This window comes from Autumnicola musiva, from assembly GCF_031846585.1.
GTDB lineage: Bacteria > Bacteroidota > Bacteroidia > Flavobacteriales > Flavobacteriaceae > Autumnicola > Autumnicola musiva.
In genome coordinates this window covers 270782-286497 of the sequence record NZ_JAVRHK010000002.1, presented here as the reverse complement: position 1 = coordinate 286497, position 15716 = coordinate 270782, and the positions used below count along the sequence as shown (strand labels likewise).

Here is a 15716-nt window from a genome sequence, read left to right as displayed (position 1 = left end):
CCTTGAGAAACTTTAAAAACTACATAGCCAAAAATCCGCTTTTTTATTTATCCACGGTGATCCTGGTTGCTTTCTCCTTTTTCATTTTCTTCTTTACAAAATATTTTTATGCATTAATTGAAAAAGGATCCATTTGGGTAAGGGAAATTTTTGGAGGATTTTATTTATGGCTGGGACTTATTTGTGTACTCTTTCTACTATTTATTGCTTTTTCCAAATTTGGAAAAATAAGATTGGGAAATTCCCCGCCGGAGTTCAACAGACTTTCATGGATTGCAATGCTTTACAGCGCGGGAATGGGAGCCGGTATTTTACTACGCGCGGTTCAGGAACCAGTTTTCATGTACCTTAATACTCCCATTTCCACCTCTGGTTCTAATGAAGTAATTGCTCTGGAATACACGTTTTACCAATGGGGTTTTACAGCGTGGGCTTTCTATGGAGTTTTCGCTATTGTTATAGGTTACTCCATATTCGTAGAAAAAACAGATGTAAGGTTAAGCTCAGGTCTAGGAGCCTTCCGCAAAATTAAATTTCTTCCACAAATCACCGATCTTCTTACCATCCTTACAACGGTATTTGGCCTTGTAGCAGCTGTTGGATTAGGGACTACACAAATTGAAGGTGGAATAAGCCATTTATCGGGAAATTCTCCCGGCAATTTAATGCCGATAATGGGGATGGTATTTCTTATTTGCCTTTTGGCTTTTGTTTCCGCTTATGCCGGGGTGCAAAAAGGGATAAGAATAATTTCAAACTGGAATATTTATGTAACGGTTGTACTGATGATTTTTGTGCTTTTTTTAAATGATTTCTCTACTATACTTTCAAATTTCCTGACCTCCTTATATCGTTACGTGGTGGATTTTATTCCGTTAAGCCTCGCCTGGGGAGAATATAATCCCGGGAAACAGTTTTTAACCAACTGGACTTATTATTACTGGGCTTTCTGGTTAGCATGGGCACCTTTTACGGGAATTTTTATCGCAAGGATTTCAAAAGGCCGGAGTTTAAGAGAGATGATATTGGGCGTTTTACTAATTCCTTCTCTGGGAAGTTTCTTCTGGTTTAGCGTGTTTGGCACTTCAGCTTTTCAAATAGTAGATGGCCTGGAAACCTACAACGGAGAATTTGGAAATGTTTTCACATCAATGTTTGTGTTTTTCGCCAATCTTCCTTTTTCACAACTTACCAATATTGCAGTGATTTTGTTGCTGATTAGTTTTCTGGTTACTTCAGTTGATTCTGCAATCTTTGTATTGAGCATGTTTAGCGATAAAGGCAAAGAGGAGCCAAAAAAGAAGTTTCGCCTAATATGGGCTATTCTTATCTTATTTTTTTCCGAAGCAATAATAGTTCTTGGAAATATTAAACCTGAAAGTGATGTACTAAGCGCAATGCAAAAATTCCTGATTATCAGCTCCCTCCCGTTTGCACTTTTTACAGGAGGAATGCTGATTCTTTTCCTGTTCAATCTATACCAAAAGCCTCAATAGGTTAAGCCTTCGGAAGAAAAATTTCGGCCATCATGCAACGTGCACTGCCGCCGCCACAGGTTTCAATCATATGAAGTTCACTGCTTAAAATTTCACAGTGCTTTTGGATTTTTGAAATCTGAGATTCGTTAAGGCCGGCATGGGCACGAGCACTCATTACCAAATATTTTTTATTAAAATCGCCCTGTACCTGAAGCATATTTCCGGCAAATTCATGCATTTGTGCTTCAGAAATTGCGATTACTTCTTTCCTGTCCTCCTTTAGATGTTTAAGAACATTCTTGCGTTCTTTCGCACTGTCTATGCTGTCAAGACAAATAACGGCAAATTCTTCAGCAAGGCACATCATTACATTGGTATGATATATTGGCTTTCTTTTACCGCCTACACTTTGATTGGCATTAAATATAACCGGGGTAAATTCGAAATCTTCACAAAATTCTATGAACAGCTCCTCATCGGCCCGGGGAGAGATTGCACAATAAGCTTTTTGATTTACCCTATCCAGGATCATGCTGCCGGTGCCCTCAAGAAAAATGTCATCCTCTTCTGCAGAAGTATAATCCACAATATTATTGATTTTGAAACCTTCTTCTTCAAGGCGTGCGAAATACTCCAGCCGGCGTTCTTTTCTTCTGTTTGGAGCGAACATTGGGTAAAGCGCAATATTTCCGTCTTCATGAAACGAGACCCAGTTGTTAGGGAAAATAGAATCTGGTGTATTGTCCTCTAAAACATCATCTACAACAATGGTTTGCACTCCCACTCCATTCAACTTATCTACAAAATCATCAAATTCTTTCCGGGCCTGCCTGTTTACATCGGCATTTTGTATATCTTCCTGAAAATAGTTATTTACAGCGGTTTGCTCATTCATTCTGAAACCTACAGGTCTCACCATTAACAAAGTATCTGTTATCTGCTTCATTAAAATTCTGTTATTCTCTTATTAAAGGTAATGTTGAACAGCGCAATAAACCTTCCTGTTTGGCAATTTCGGCATACGGCACTTCTTCAACCTGTATATTTTGCTCTCTGAGCCAGTTATTCAGTCTCTTAAAACTTCTCTCTGAAATGACCACGTCTTCCGATATGGAAAATACATTGGAAAACATATTATACATTTCATCACGGGTAATCTCAAAAATATTTTCTTTTCCGAAGAGATTCACCAGCCATTCATAATCTTTCTCCTCTAAAAATCCACCTTTGTAGATAATAGCTTTATCTTTTCCTACAGGCTGAAAACAGCAATCCAGGTGCAATGCATTATCCCTGGGTTCTACATTAGATTTTTTAAGATTAAAAGACACAACTTTTTTCTGCGGAAAAAGATCTTTTATGGCCTGTACTGCTTCCTTATTGGTCCTTGCCGTTATAAAACTTTTATAGTCTTCTTTGGTATAGGTTCCAACTAAAATATAATCGCCGAAAGGCATTACATCTCCTCCTTCTATATGTGCATTTTCAGGCAACTGAACCACATCCTCTGAAGGAATCTGGTTTATGACATGGCTAATAGCTTCTATTTCCTGCTCCCTGTGCGGCAAAATATTGGCCATTATAAATTTATCTTCAATCACAAATGCGATGTCCCTGGCAAATATCTGATTGTAATCTTTAATCAGTTTTGGCCTGTAAACCTCTACATTATGTTTCTTCAATACGTCTGAAACAGACTCTATTTCCCTTACCATATCCTCTTCTTTGGGATAAGTGCCCATCTTGATATGCTCAATAGATTTAGGATCGTATGCTTCTGAAATATTAGGGATCCCACCTGCACTTTCGGCAGTTCCAAGTACTACGGCTTTAAGCCGCGAAGTTTCATTATTAATATGCAATTTCATCCCGCTAATTTTTGGCAAATATAGAAAAAGCCTCATACCATGATGAAGCTTTTTCTTAAATTATAAAGGGTGTTATTTATCTACCTCTTATCAAGGGATTTAAACTCCCTGTGGCCTTCGCCAATATAAATTTGTCTTGGACGTCCAATAGGTTCTTTCATTAATCTCATTTCCCTCCATTGTGCAATCCAGCCGGGTAAACGGCCAAGGGCAAACATTACTGTAAACATTTCTACAGGAATACCCAGGGCACGATATATAATTCCGGAATAGAAGTCTACATTTGGATATAGTTTTCTTTTTACGAAATAATCATCTTCCAGAGCTTCTTTTTCAAGCCCCTTTGCAATATCCAATACAGGATCATTTACTCCTAACTGGCCAAGCACCTCATCTGCAGATTTTTTGATGATTTTAGCCCGAGGGTCGAAATTTTTATAGACCCTGTGTCCAAAGCCCATAAGCCTGAAAGGATCTTCTTTATCTTTGGCCTTGGCCATGAATTTTTTAGTATCGCCTCCGTCCTCTTTAATTCTTTCCAGCATTTCGATAACCGCCTGGTTTGCACCTCCGTGAAGTGGCCCCCATAAAGCTGAAATACCAGCTGAAATTGATGCAAAAAGACCTGCATGTGAAGATCCAACCATTCTTACGGTAGAAGTAGAACAGTTTTGCTCATGATCTGCGTGAAGGATAAGAAGTTTATCCAATGCATTTATAACTGCTTTATCTACATTATATTTTTTGCCCGGCTTTTCAAACATCATTTTATGCAGATTCTCTACGTAACCAAGAGAATCGTCTCCATAATTTAACGGGTCACTTTTCTTTTTGCGAAGCGTCCATGCAGCAAGCACTGGAAATTTACCTAGAATCTTAACAATTGCCTTATACATATCAGCTTCAGAAGAAACATCTACTGAAGATGGGTTAAATGCAATAAGAGCACTGGTTAGCGAAGAAAGTACGCCCATTGGATGAGCCGATTTTGGAAAACCATCAAGGATTTTCTTCATTTCCTCATCTACTTCAGACTCTTCTTTAATATCTGAATAAAATTTATCGAGTTGTTCTTTTGTAGGTAGTTCACCAAAAATCAGTAAATAAGCTACCTCTAGAAAATCAGCTTTTTCTGCCAGATCCTCTATAGCATAACCACGATATCTAAGAACTCCCTTCTCTCCATCTAGAAAAGTAATTGCACTTTCACAACTTCCGGTATTCTTGTAACCGCGATCCAGCGTAATAATTCCAGCTTCAGAACGAAGTTTTTTAATATCTATTCCAATTTCATTTTCGGTCCCCTTAACAACCGGAAATTCATATTTTTTTCCTTGATATTCTAGTGAGGCTTTATCTGACATTTTAAATATTTACGTTATAATTTATATGACCACGAATTTAAGAAAAACTAACAAGGATATCAATTGTTAAAATCTATTTAAGGTATTATTAACAGCGGGTTTCAAAAAATTCTTGTAATAGAAAAACTCCGACTATTATTTATATTATTAGTATTGTATAATTAATGATTCTTGATGTGGTTTAGCATCTGATACTTCAATTCAAAGCAATGTTGCGGCTCGTTTCAAATTCCTGAAGACGCGTCTTTGGGCTCAGTTTTATACATCAACATTCAGTGCATAAAGATATTTGTAATACTCATCCACAGATTTTTTCCATGTGAACTTCTGCTTTTTGGCGTTGGCTGAGATTTTCTTCCATTCTTTTTTATCATTAAAAAATAGATCTACTGTTTCAGAAAAAACTTTTATAAAATTCTCTTTTTTTTCTTCGATTGTATCTCCTTTAAAACTAAAACCAGTTTTCTTATGAACTACAGTATCTTTTAAACCTCCCGTATGATGAACCAAACATGGCTGACCATTTCTCATGGCTAACATTTGACTAATTCCACAAGGCTCAAATAAACTTGGCATCAAATAAAGATCAGATTCCTGATAAAGCATATCTATAATACTTTCTGATTGTGCATTTATGAAAATAAAGTTTTTATGCTGATAGCTGGCCGCCCTAAAGATAGATTCATATTCCGGTGCGCCGGTCCCCAGAAGGACAAAAACACCATTAGTCTCATTTAGCTTTTCCATAAGCTTTGGCAAAAGATTAGGGTCCTGCTGGAAAAAAAAGAATTTTTGCTCAGTAAGCCGTGCGATACTGGCACAGATAAAAGCTGGCTTGTCCTGCTGGAATCTGGTAATTTTTTCACCCGTGTGTGCCAGATAATGAGCTTTATAATCTTTCTTTTCCTCCTGCAACCACCTGAACAACCTTCTGATGCACTGCCTGAACAAAATACCTTTTTCTACCTTTTCAACATTTGAATATGATGCTCCATTAAGAATTCCAAATAAACGTCCCTCATTATCGGCGTTTTTCAGATCTTCTTCCAGCCCCTCTCCGCCAATAAATGCCGGTGGTTCGCTGGGCTTTAAAATATCTTCCTTATAAGAAGGCGATACGGTTTGTACCGCATCGGCAAAACGAATTCCTATTGCCATTAAATTTATACAATCTGGATATCTGCGGTCCTGTAATTCTTCATAATTAAGTTCCAGGTTGGGGAACCAACTATTTACAGAAGAGTAACTACCTGAAAAGGGACGAATTCCCTGAATTGCCAGATTATGAATTGTATAAATAATTCTAATTTTTTTCAGCATCTCATAGACAGGATGAAACCTTCTAAGAAATAAAATAAGGCTGGCATGCCAATCGTGCAGGTGAATCACGTCCAGCTTCCCAAAAGCCTCACATTTTATGGCCTCGGCAACCGCGGTACAGAAAATAAAAAATTTTATCCCGTCGGTATAGAACGGCTCGGTTAGATCGTTATGATAAATATGGGCAATATCCCCAGCTTGGATTTCAGGGTGATGAATTACATAATGATAAATATTCTCAACCTCTTTTTTTGGCCGGACTTCATAAAGGCCGGCATTATAAGTTTCTCCCCGTAGTTCGAAGTTAAGATGTGTTTTTAAAATAGCATCAGTATGAAGACGGGAATATGAAGGAACAATAACTTGTACTTTGTCCCCTTTCTCAGCTATTTTGCGTGGCACATCCCTAACCACATCCCCCATTCCTCCTGCCTTACAACGGTGTATAGCATCATTTTCAGCAGCTACAAAAAGAAAATTGTTCATATAGAACTTAACATTGTTTTAGAAGGAGAAGTTAATTATTCTATTGTTAATTTTTAACTAAAAATATAGAAATAATCATAAAAAAACCCCTCTCAAATGGAGGGGTTAGAACTATATCTAAGTCAAAATTATTTAATTTTGAATGCTTTCTCTTGTGGATAATAGGCAACATCCTTAAGTTCTTCTTCTATTCTTAGTAGCTGATTATATTTTGCCATACGGTCACTACGCGATGCAGAACCTGTTTTAATTTGCCCGGTATTAAGTGCCACGGCAAGATCGGCAATAGTATTATCTTCAGTTTCCCCGGAACGGTGAGACATTACAGAAGTATAACCGGCGTTATGTGCCATGTTAACTGCCGCAATTGTTTCGGTTAAAGTACCAATTTGATTTACCTTTATAAGTATGGAATTGGCTATTTTTTCATTTATTCCCCTGGAAAGCCTCTCCACATTAGTTACAAAAAGATCATCACCAACCAATTGTACTTTATCTCCAATTTTTCCGGTTAAGGCTTGCCAGCCTTCCCAGTCATTCTCATCCATACCGTCTTCAATAGAAATAATGGGATATTTTGAAGAAAGTTCAGCAAGATATTCAGCCTGCTCTTCGCTGCTTCTCACTTTTCCGGAATCACCTTCAAATTTCTTGTAGTTGTATTTTCCGTCTTCGAAGAATTCAGCTGCAGCACAATCAAGGGCAATCATTACATCATCACCACCTTTATAGCCTGCTTTTTCAATAGCTTTAAGAATAGTGTCCAATGCATCTTCAGTTCCGTCTAGAGTAGGCGCAAAACCACCTTCATCTCCAACTGCGGTACTAAGGCCCCTGTCATGCAATACTTTTTTCAGGTTATGAAAAATTTCAGTTCCCATTTTTAGGGCGTGACTGAAATTTTTAGCCTTTACCGGCATAATCATAAACTCCTGAAAAGCAATAGGAGCATCACTATGAGAGCCACCGTTAATGATATTCATCATAGGAACAGGTAGCGTATTAGCACTCACCCCACCTACATAACGATAAAGCGGAAGCCCAAGCTCGTTGGCAGCAGCTTTTGCAGCCGCGAGAGAAACACCTAAAATAGCATTTGCACCAAGATTTGATTTATTAGGCGTACCATCAAGATCAATCATTGCCTGATCAATAAGATTTTGTTCAAAAACAGAATACCCAAGCAATTTTTCAGAAATGTTCTTGTTCACATTTTCAACTGCCTGAGTAACACCTTTGCCCATAAAATCGTTTCCGCCATCGCGAAGCTCCACAGCCTCATGCTCCCCGGTTGAAGCTCCTGAAGGAACCGCTGCCCTTCCAAGAATTCCGTTTTCTGTAATTACGTCTACTTCAACCGTTGGATTTCCTCTTGAGTCAAAAATCTGCCGTGCATGAATATCTATTATAACACTCATATTTTTAGTTTAAATTGGTTAATTGATTTATTTGCAAGATACAAATTGACTGCTAAAATTGACACTAAAACGCGCAGTAATAAAGAATTGGCTAACATCTTTTTACTTAATCGTTTTCGGAAGCAAAAGGATCGTAATAAAATCTTATCCCAAAACCGAGGCATGCAATCCCGGCTGCTCGTGCCTTAAGATTATATGATGAAAAATCAAGTGCTTTCCAGTTATCATCGATTCTGGCAGCATTATAATTAAGACTTAGGGCGAACCAATATTTTGAAGAAATCTGCAGGCCTTCAAAACCAATAGCGAAGCTCCAGTAGGAAATGTGGGATTTTGATTCCTGGAATTTCGTCAAAGGAAACTTCCCGTCGCCATTATCATTAACAAAATAAGAAGCCCGTGTACTAAGATTTCCTATATGATATTTTGGAGAAATTACCAGGAAAGCATCTTCCTTTCCAAATTTAAGCTTTGGAGTTAAGGTTAATACCGAAGAACTAAACTCCTGTTCAAAAATGGCATCAGGATACTGAAAACGATTTTGATTAGACTTATTAATTTCCCGGTCAGGCAGCCATCCCGCATAGTAATTATAACCTACTTCAGGAGCAAAAAAACCAATTTGATATACCTGCGCCCCCACATTAAAGCTGCCGTAAACATTATCTTTAAAACTGGTATTCCGGTAAAGGTCCAGGCCGGCATAAAAAACAGGATGATTTTGCGCTATGCTGCCAAAGCACAGCATTAAAAACAGTAAAGGCAATGAAAGGCGCAAATTCCTTTGGCAGTATTTCCCGGCCTTGTTTTCCAGTAGATTAATTTTTACCCAATTTAAAACCTAACTGTAAGCCAACCAGCGGCGCCAAATAATAATCAACATCGTTAAAACCGTAGCCCAGACCCAAATTTAGGTTAAGTTTGAATGTTTTACCATATACTCTTTGCAGTCCCCAGGCAGGTCCTACAAACCCATCATAATTACTGCTAAGGTCCAGGTCCCCAAGCACCGAATTCCCGCTGGAAAGCAAAGCTACTGCCGCAATATAATTCCCGCTATTATTTGAGACATTCTTATTCTTTTTTATCCTCTTTTTAAAGTTATAATAATACCGGTATTGCCCCATAAACTGAGGAAAAACACCATAGTCAGATTCATCGAAGACATGGCGGTAGGCAAAAGCGACACCTCCAATAAAATCTACAGAAGCATTATCTCCCACAGCTAATTCATATTCGGCTGAAGGCGTTAAAAAATTTAAAGAAAATTGATTGGTGGTTTGTTGCCCAAAAGAGCTGAGCCCTGCAAAAAGGGCAAAAACAAGTAATAGTTTTTTCATTGTTGGTTTGATAAATATTTTGAAGTCCTAAAACTAGAGCAATAATCAACAACAACAAATGTATTTTGGAGGAAAGAGTGAAAATAAAAGAGCCGGAATTGTACAATTCCGGCCTTTCAATCAAAGCTTATATTTACTTATGCCTTTGCCCCCTGCAAGCGCTGCATAAACTCATCAAACAAATAATGGGCATCATTTGGCCCCGGACTTGCTTCAGGATGGTATTGTACGGAAAAACAGTTCTTATTTTTCATTTTTAGACCAGCCACTGTTTGATCATTTAAGTGCGTATGGGTAACTTCAACATCCGGATGCGCTTCTGTTTCTTCTTTGTTAACTGAAAATCCGTGATTTTGTGAAGTAATTTCCCCTTTACCGGTTTGCAGGTTAAGAATAGGATGGTTAATTCCGCGGTGGCCCTGGTGCATTTTATACGTTCCAATTCCATTTGCAAGAGCAATAATCTGATGTCCAAGACAAATTCCAAATAGAGGTTTATCTTCGGCCATGATATCTTTAGCCACCTGTATGGCATTATCAAGTGGTTGTGGATCACCCGGCCCGTTGGAAAGCAGGTAGCCATCTGGAGCCCATTCTTTCATTTCGTTAAAACTGGCATTGTAAGGGAAAACTTTACAGTAAACATTCCTGTTTGCCAGATGCTTAATAATGCTCCTTTTTACCCCAACATCCAACACGGCAACTTTGTACGCCGCATCCTCTTTTCCAAAGAAATAAGGCTCTTTTGTAGAAACCCTTGAAGCCAGTTCCAGTCCGTTCATGTCCGGCACTTCATCCAATTGCTTTTTCAAGCCTTCAATATTATCAACATCTGTAGAAATGATGGCGTTCATGGCACCATTCTCCCGAATATAGGTTACCAGCGCCCGTGTATCCACATCTGAAATTGCGAAGAGGTCACTTTTATCCAAAAAATCCTTAAGCGGCATATCAGCTGCAGGCCTGGAATGGTAATAACTAAAATTTTTACATACTAATCCTGAAATTTGGGCCGTATCGGCCTCCTCCTCCTCTTCGTTCGTTCCATAGTTCCCGATGTGGGCATTGGTAGTAACCATAATTTGACCAAAATAGGAAGGATCTGTAAAAATTTCCTGATAGCCGGTCATCCCGGTATTAAAACATACCTCTCCCACGGCACTACCGTCTTTATCTCCCACTGCTTTGCCATGGAAAATAGTGCCATCTGCCAATAAGATAATCGCTTTTTTTCTTGCCTGGTATTTCATTGCTGCTACTTAACTTGTTGTTGTGTTGATTATGTTAAATAAGATTCTACTGATTTAAACAGATCCTGAAATAAGCCTTCCACTTCAGGATAACAAAATATACATTATAACCACTTTCGTATTCACAAAAAATAGTTTTGATATATAAATATAAAAAAAGGATAAACTCACAGAGCTTATCCTTTTTAAAATTATTGATGATTTAAAAGAATCATTTCTATTCTTCTTTTTTATCCTCTTTAGGTTCTGAATTTGTTTCTTCAGATTTTGTTTCTTCCTGTGGCACAGTTGGCTCAGTTTCAGAAGTAGAAGTGGTACCTTTTCTTTTACCAGCTCTACGAGTAGACTTTTTCTTCTCAGGCTTATCAAGATTATAAATTTCATTATAATCCACAAGCTCGATCATAGCCATATCTGCATTATCTCCTAGTCGGTTACCAAGTTTTATAATCCTGGTATATCCTCCGGGGCGCTCACCAACTTTAGGCGCTACATCACGAAACAATTCACTCACTGATTCTTTACTACGAAGCTTACGAAATACAATCCTTCTATTATGTGTAGTATCTTCCTTAGATTTTGTCACCAAAGGCTCTACAAATACTCTTAAAGCTTTAGCCTTGGCTACGGTGGTATTTATTCGCTTATGCTCAATTAGGGAACATGCCATATTAGCCAACATAGACTTACGATGCGCTGTTTTCCTTCCTAAATGATTTATTTTCTTTCCGTGTCTCATTTTATAAGATGTTAGATGTTAGATGTTTAGATATTAGATGTTTAATGCTTGAAAGAAGTCTCACATCCCTTTTCTAATCTCTCACGTCTAAATTTTAGTCTTTATCTAATTTATATTTTGAAAGGTCCATCCCAAAGTTAAGCCCCTTATTATTCACAAGCTCTTCCAATTCGGTTAGAGATTTCTTTCCGAAATTCCTAAATTTCATAAGATCATTCTTGTTATAAGATACAAGGTCGCCAAGGGTATCAACTTCAGCCGCTTTTAGACAATTTAGTGCCCTAACTGAAAGATCCATATCTACAAGTTTGGTTTTCAGTAACTGTCTCATATGAAGGGATTCTTCATCATAAGTTTCAGTTTGGGCAATTTCATCAGCTTCCAGTGTTATACGCTCATCAGAGAATAACATAAAGTGATGGATTAAAGTCTTGGCAGCTTCAGTTAAAGCATCTTTAGGGTGAATTGAACCATCGCTTATAATTTCAAAAACCAGTTTTTCATAATCGGTTTTTTGCTCTACACGATAATTTTCAATACTATACTTTACATTTTTAATAGGAGTATAAATAGAATCGGTAAAAATAGTACCCAGAGGTGCATTAGACTTTTTATTTTCTTCAGCCGGAACATAGCCCCTACCCTTTTCGATAGTAACCTCCATGTTAATGTTAACCTTTTTGTCCAGATGACAAATTACAAGGTCAGGATTTAAAATCTGAAATCCCGAAATAAATTTTTGGAAATGACCGGCAGTAAGCTGATCCTCACCAGAAACAGAAATTGTAACGGCTTCGTTATCTATTTCATCAATTTGCCTCTTAAACCTCACCTGCTTCAGGTTCAATATAATTTCTGTTACATCTTCTACCACTCCCGGGATAGTAGAGAATTCGTGCTCAACACCTTCAATACGAACTGAAGTGATCGCGAATCCTTCCAGTGAAGATAACAGTACTCTTCTTAAAGCGTTACCAACAGTTAATCCATAACCAGGTTCTAAGGGGCGAAATTCAAATTTCCCCTCGAAATCTGTAGAATCAATCATTATAACTTTATCGGGCTTCTGAAAATTTAGTATTGCCATATTACGACTTCTGTGAATTATTATTTCGAATATAATTCGACGATGAATTGTTCATTTATATTTTCCGGAATCTGAACCCTTCCCGGTACAGAAACGAAAGTTCCTTCTTTAGTTTCGCTATTCCAGGTAATCCACTCGTATACACTGCTTGAATTAGCTAATGAATCCTGAATTGCCTGTAAAGATTTAGACTTTTCTCTTACGCCTACAACATCTCCAGCCTTCAAATGGTAAGAAGGAATATTAACTAACTCCCCATTTACGGTTATGTGCCTGTGCGACACTAATTGTCTTGCAGCCCTTCTGGAAGGTGCAACACCCATCCTATATACCACGTTATCCAAACGTGATTCACATAATTGTAAAAGCACCTCACCGGTAATACCGTTTGATCTGGTAGCTTTTTCAAACATGTTCCTAAATTGACGTTCAAGAACACCATAAGTATACTTTGCTTTTTGCTTTTCCATTAACTGGATAGCATACTCAGATTTCTTGCCACGACGACGGTTATTACCGTGTTGTCCCGGAGGATAATTTCTTTTTTCAAAAGATTTGTCATCTCCAAAAATAGCTTCACCGAATTTACGGGCTATTTTAGTCTTTGGACCAGTATATCTTGCCATTAAATTTCAAATTATAAGAAAGGGATTATGAATTAAGGTCACTTTCCTTCGATAATCGTAATTTCCTTTCCCCGTTATTATACTTGTTAATTAAACTCTACGTCTCTTAGGAGGACGACACCCGTTGTGTGGAAGCGGAGTAACATCAACGATTTCAGTTACTTCAATTCCGCTGTTATGAATAGAACGGATAGCAGATTCCCTACCATTTCCAGGTCCTCTTACATAAACTTTAACTTTACGTAAGCCCGCCTCGTGTGCTACTTTAGACGCATCTTCCGCTGCTAATTGAGCTGCATAAGGTGTGTTCTTTTTGGAACCTCTAAAGCCCATTTTTCCGGCTGAAGACCAGGAAACAACATCTCCTTTTTTATTCGTCAAAGATATTATAATGTTGTTAAAAGAAGCAGTAACATGAGCCTCTCCATTAGCCTCAACGTTAACTTTACGTTTCTTCTGAACAGTTTTTTTAGTTGCCTTTGCCATATTACTTACTATTTAGTTGCCTTTTTCTTGTTAGCAACTGTTTTTCTTCTACCTTTTCTGGTTCTTGAGTTATTCTTGGTTCTTTGACCTCTCAAAGGCAAACCAGATCTGTGCCTGATCCCTCTGTAACATCCGATATCCATGAGACGTTTGATACTCAACTGAACCTCAGTACGTAATTCTCCTTCGATTGTAAAGTCACCTACAGCTTCACGAATACGGCCAATTTCATCATCGTCCCAATCGGAAACCTTTTTACTCTCATCTACTTTGGCAGCTTGAAGGATCTCCTGAGCCCTGCTTTTGCCAATTCCGAAGATATAGGTCAATGCTATAACTCCCCGCTTTTGTTTAGGTATATCAACCCCTGCAATTCTTGCCATAATTAGCCTTGTCTTTGTTTAAATCTAGGATTCTTTTTGTTAATTACGTAAAGGCGCCCTTTTCTGCGTACTATTTTGCAGTCGGCACTTCTTTTCTTTATTGATGCTCTAACTTTCATCTCTTCAGTTTTTATGTTTACCGGACATAAAATCGTAACTCTATATCCAATAATGTTCGGCTACATATTTTTTTCAGGTTGCAAAAGTACTGAAAATATATTAAATAGCTAAAAATTTGAGTTTAGTATCTATATGTAATTCGCGCCTTAGTTAAATCGTAAGGGCTCATTTCGAGTTTCACCTTATCTCCAGGCAATAATTTAATGTAATGCATACGCATTTTACCAGAGATATGTGCAGTCACAACATGACCATTTTCTAATTCTACGCGGAACATTGCATTGGATAATGCTTCTATTATAGTTCCATCCTGTTCTATTGCCGGTTGCTTTGCCATTTATTAGTTTTTAGTAGTTCGTCTTCAGTTGTTAGAATATAATAGTGAATTCTCTAACTTCCAAATTCTCACATCTTAAGCTACTGCCTTTCTGTTTTTACCTGATTTCATTAATCCATCGTAATGCCTGTTAAGCAAATACGAATTCACCTGTTGCATAGTATCAATTGCAACTCCAACCATAATCAAAAGGGAGGTACCTCCAAAAAATAATGCCCATCCTTGCTGAACACCTAATAATGACACTACAATTGCCGGAAACACAGCAATAAGGGCAAGAAATATAGATCCCGGTAAAGTGATCTGAGACATTACCCTGTCCAGAAATTCAGCAGTTTCGGATCCCGGACGAATACCCGGAATAAAACCTCCACTTCTTTTTAGATCATCTGCCATCTTATTTGTAGGTACTGTGATTGCTGTGTAGAAATATGTGAAAATAATAATTAATAAAGCAAACACAACATTGTACCAAAATCCGAATATATCACTAAAAGCTGTTGCTATTCCCTGGGCGGTATCCGAGTCTGAGAGCCCCACCACTGCCATAGGAATAAACATTATTGCCTGAGCAAAAATGATAGGCATAACTCCAGATGCATTCAGTTTTAGAGGTATATATTGACGTGATCCGAAAACATTTTTTTCATATCCTCCGGAAGCACTTCTTCTGGCATACTGAACTGGAATTTGTCTTACCGCCATTACAAGCATAACAGATGCCATAATTATTGCAAACCAAATAACCAATTCAATGAGGATCATGATAAGGCCTCCGTTCGATTCAAAAACCCTGGAAGCAAATTCCTGCATAAAGGCCAACGGCAATCTTGCAATAATTCCAACCATAATCAACAATGAAATACCATTCCCAATACCTTTATCTGTAATTTTCTCTCCAAGCCACATGGCAAATATTGTACCGGTGGTAAGTATAACCACCGACGAAGCCACAAAGGTTATTGTATCCCCTAACAGGAAAGCACCCTGCGGAAGGGTGGCAAACAGATTATAGATATAACCAGGACCCTGAACCAGGGTAATAGCTATAGTTAACCAACGGGTAATTTGATTGATCTTTCTTCTACCACTCTCACCTTCTTTTTGCAGCTTTTGAAGATAAGGAATAGCGATTCCCATCAATTGAACTACAATCGAAGCTGAAATATATGGCATAATCCCCAATGCAAAAACAGAAGCATTAGAAAAAGCCCCTCCTGTAAATGCATTAAGAAGCCCCAGCAAACCACTATCGGTTTGATTTGCCAAATTTGACAATTGAGAGGCGTCTATTCCGGGAAGTACAATTTGTGCTCCAAAGCGATATACAAGAAGTAAACCGAGGGTTACTAAAATTCTATTTTTTAGCTCCTCGATTTTCCAGATATTCTTAATAGTATTGATGAATTTCATG

At 37.9% G+C, this 15716-nt stretch carries 17 protein-coding genes; 1 reads left to right on the top strand and 16 read right to left on the bottom strand.

From position 1 onward, the window contains the following. Positions 1 to 2 precede the first annotated feature (2 nt). Positions 3 to 1496 (top strand): BCCT family transporter, encoded by a 1494-nt coding sequence (locus RM539_RS03725; RefSeq protein WP_311502089.1) that lies wholly within the window; start codon positions 3 to 5, stop codon positions 1494 to 1496. A gap of 1 nt (position 1497) precedes the next feature. On the opposite strand, the gene ctlX is transcribed toward RM539_RS03725, so the two are convergent. From ctlX to secY, 16 genes are all read right to left on the bottom strand, one after another. Next, positions 1498 to 2424 carry a citrulline utilization hydrolase CtlX gene (ctlX, locus tag RM539_RS03720; RefSeq protein ID WP_311502088.1) on the bottom strand — a complete coding sequence of 309 codons (927 nt, stop codon included), beginning with the start codon at positions 2422 to 2424 and terminating at the stop codon, positions 1498 to 1500. 10 nt (positions 2425 to 2434) lie between these two features. Beyond that, positions 2435 to 3346, bottom strand: coding sequence for a dimethylarginine dimethylaminohydrolase family protein (locus RM539_RS03715; protein ID WP_311502087.1), 912 nt, complete (start codon positions 3344 to 3346; stop codon positions 2435 to 2437). An 80-nt stretch (positions 3347 to 3426) separates the two neighbouring features. Continuing rightward, complete coding sequence (locus RM539_RS03710; protein WP_311502086.1) at positions 3427 to 4710, bottom strand: citrate synthase; 1284 nt, start codon at positions 4708 to 4710, stop codon at positions 3427 to 3429. A 258-nt stretch (positions 4711 to 4968) separates the two neighbouring features. Then, the gene (locus tag RM539_RS03705; RefSeq protein WP_311502085.1) at positions 4969 to 6516 is read right to left on the bottom strand and encodes a glycogen synthase; all 1548 of its coding nucleotides are present in this window, start codon (positions 6514 to 6516) and stop codon (positions 4969 to 4971) included. Between the two features lie 128 nt (positions 6517 to 6644). Next, on the bottom strand, positions 6645 to 7934 hold the full coding sequence (gene eno / locus RM539_RS03700; protein WP_311502084.1) for a phosphopyruvate hydratase: 1290 nt from the start codon (positions 7932 to 7934) through the stop codon (positions 6645 to 6647). A gap of 106 nt (positions 7935 to 8040) precedes the next feature. Next, on the bottom strand, positions 8041 to 8712 hold the full coding sequence (locus RM539_RS03695) for a hypothetical protein (protein ID WP_311502083.1): 672 nt from the start codon (positions 8710 to 8712) through the stop codon (positions 8041 to 8043). 40 nt (positions 8713 to 8752) lie between these two features. After that, entirely contained in the window at positions 8753 to 9274 is a 522-nt protein-coding gene (locus RM539_RS03690) for a DUF3575 domain-containing protein (RefSeq protein ID WP_311502082.1), read from the bottom strand. 137 nt (positions 9275 to 9411) lie between these two features. Continuing rightward, positions 9412 to 10524, bottom strand: a complete 1113-nt coding sequence (carA, locus tag RM539_RS03685) for a glutamine-hydrolyzing carbamoyl-phosphate synthase small subunit (protein ID WP_311502081.1) — start codon at positions 10522 to 10524, stop codon at positions 9412 to 9414. A gap of 217 nt (positions 10525 to 10741) precedes the next feature. Further along, entirely contained in the window at positions 10742 to 11263 is a 522-nt protein-coding gene (rplQ, locus tag RM539_RS03680; protein ID WP_311502080.1) for a 50S ribosomal protein L17, read from the bottom strand. 94 nt (positions 11264 to 11357) lie between these two features. After that, entirely contained in the window at positions 11358 to 12350 is a 993-nt protein-coding gene (locus RM539_RS03675; RefSeq protein WP_311502079.1) for a DNA-directed RNA polymerase subunit alpha, read from the bottom strand. A 20-nt stretch (positions 12351 to 12370) separates the two neighbouring features. Further along, the gene (gene rpsD / locus RM539_RS03670; protein ID WP_311502078.1) at positions 12371 to 12976 is read right to left on the bottom strand and encodes a 30S ribosomal protein S4; all 606 of its coding nucleotides are present in this window, start codon (positions 12974 to 12976) and stop codon (positions 12371 to 12373) included. 90 nt (positions 12977 to 13066) lie between these two features. Continuing rightward, positions 13067 to 13462: a 30S ribosomal protein S11 gene (gene rpsK, locus RM539_RS03665; RefSeq protein WP_311502077.1), complete on the bottom strand. Its 396-nt coding sequence runs from the start codon at positions 13460 to 13462 to the stop codon at positions 13067 to 13069. Between the two features lie 8 nt (positions 13463 to 13470). Further along, on the bottom strand, positions 13471 to 13845 hold the full coding sequence (gene rpsM / locus RM539_RS03660; protein WP_311502076.1) for a 30S ribosomal protein S13: 375 nt from the start codon (positions 13843 to 13845) through the stop codon (positions 13471 to 13473). Positions 13846 to 13847: 2 nt separating this feature from the next. Next, positions 13848 to 13964, bottom strand: coding sequence for a type B 50S ribosomal protein L36 (ykgO, locus tag RM539_RS03655; RefSeq protein WP_010519235.1), 117 nt, complete (start codon positions 13962 to 13964; stop codon positions 13848 to 13850). Between the two features lie 122 nt (positions 13965 to 14086). Continuing rightward, positions 14087 to 14302: a translation initiation factor IF-1 gene (infA, locus tag RM539_RS03650; protein WP_014031991.1), complete on the bottom strand. Its 216-nt coding sequence runs from the start codon at positions 14300 to 14302 to the stop codon at positions 14087 to 14089. A gap of 75 nt (positions 14303 to 14377) precedes the next feature. Further along, positions 14378 to 15715: a preprotein translocase subunit SecY gene (gene secY, locus RM539_RS03645; RefSeq protein ID WP_311502075.1), complete on the bottom strand. Its 1338-nt coding sequence runs from the start codon at positions 15713 to 15715 to the stop codon at positions 14378 to 14380. Between the last annotated feature and the right edge of the window lies 1 nt (position 15716).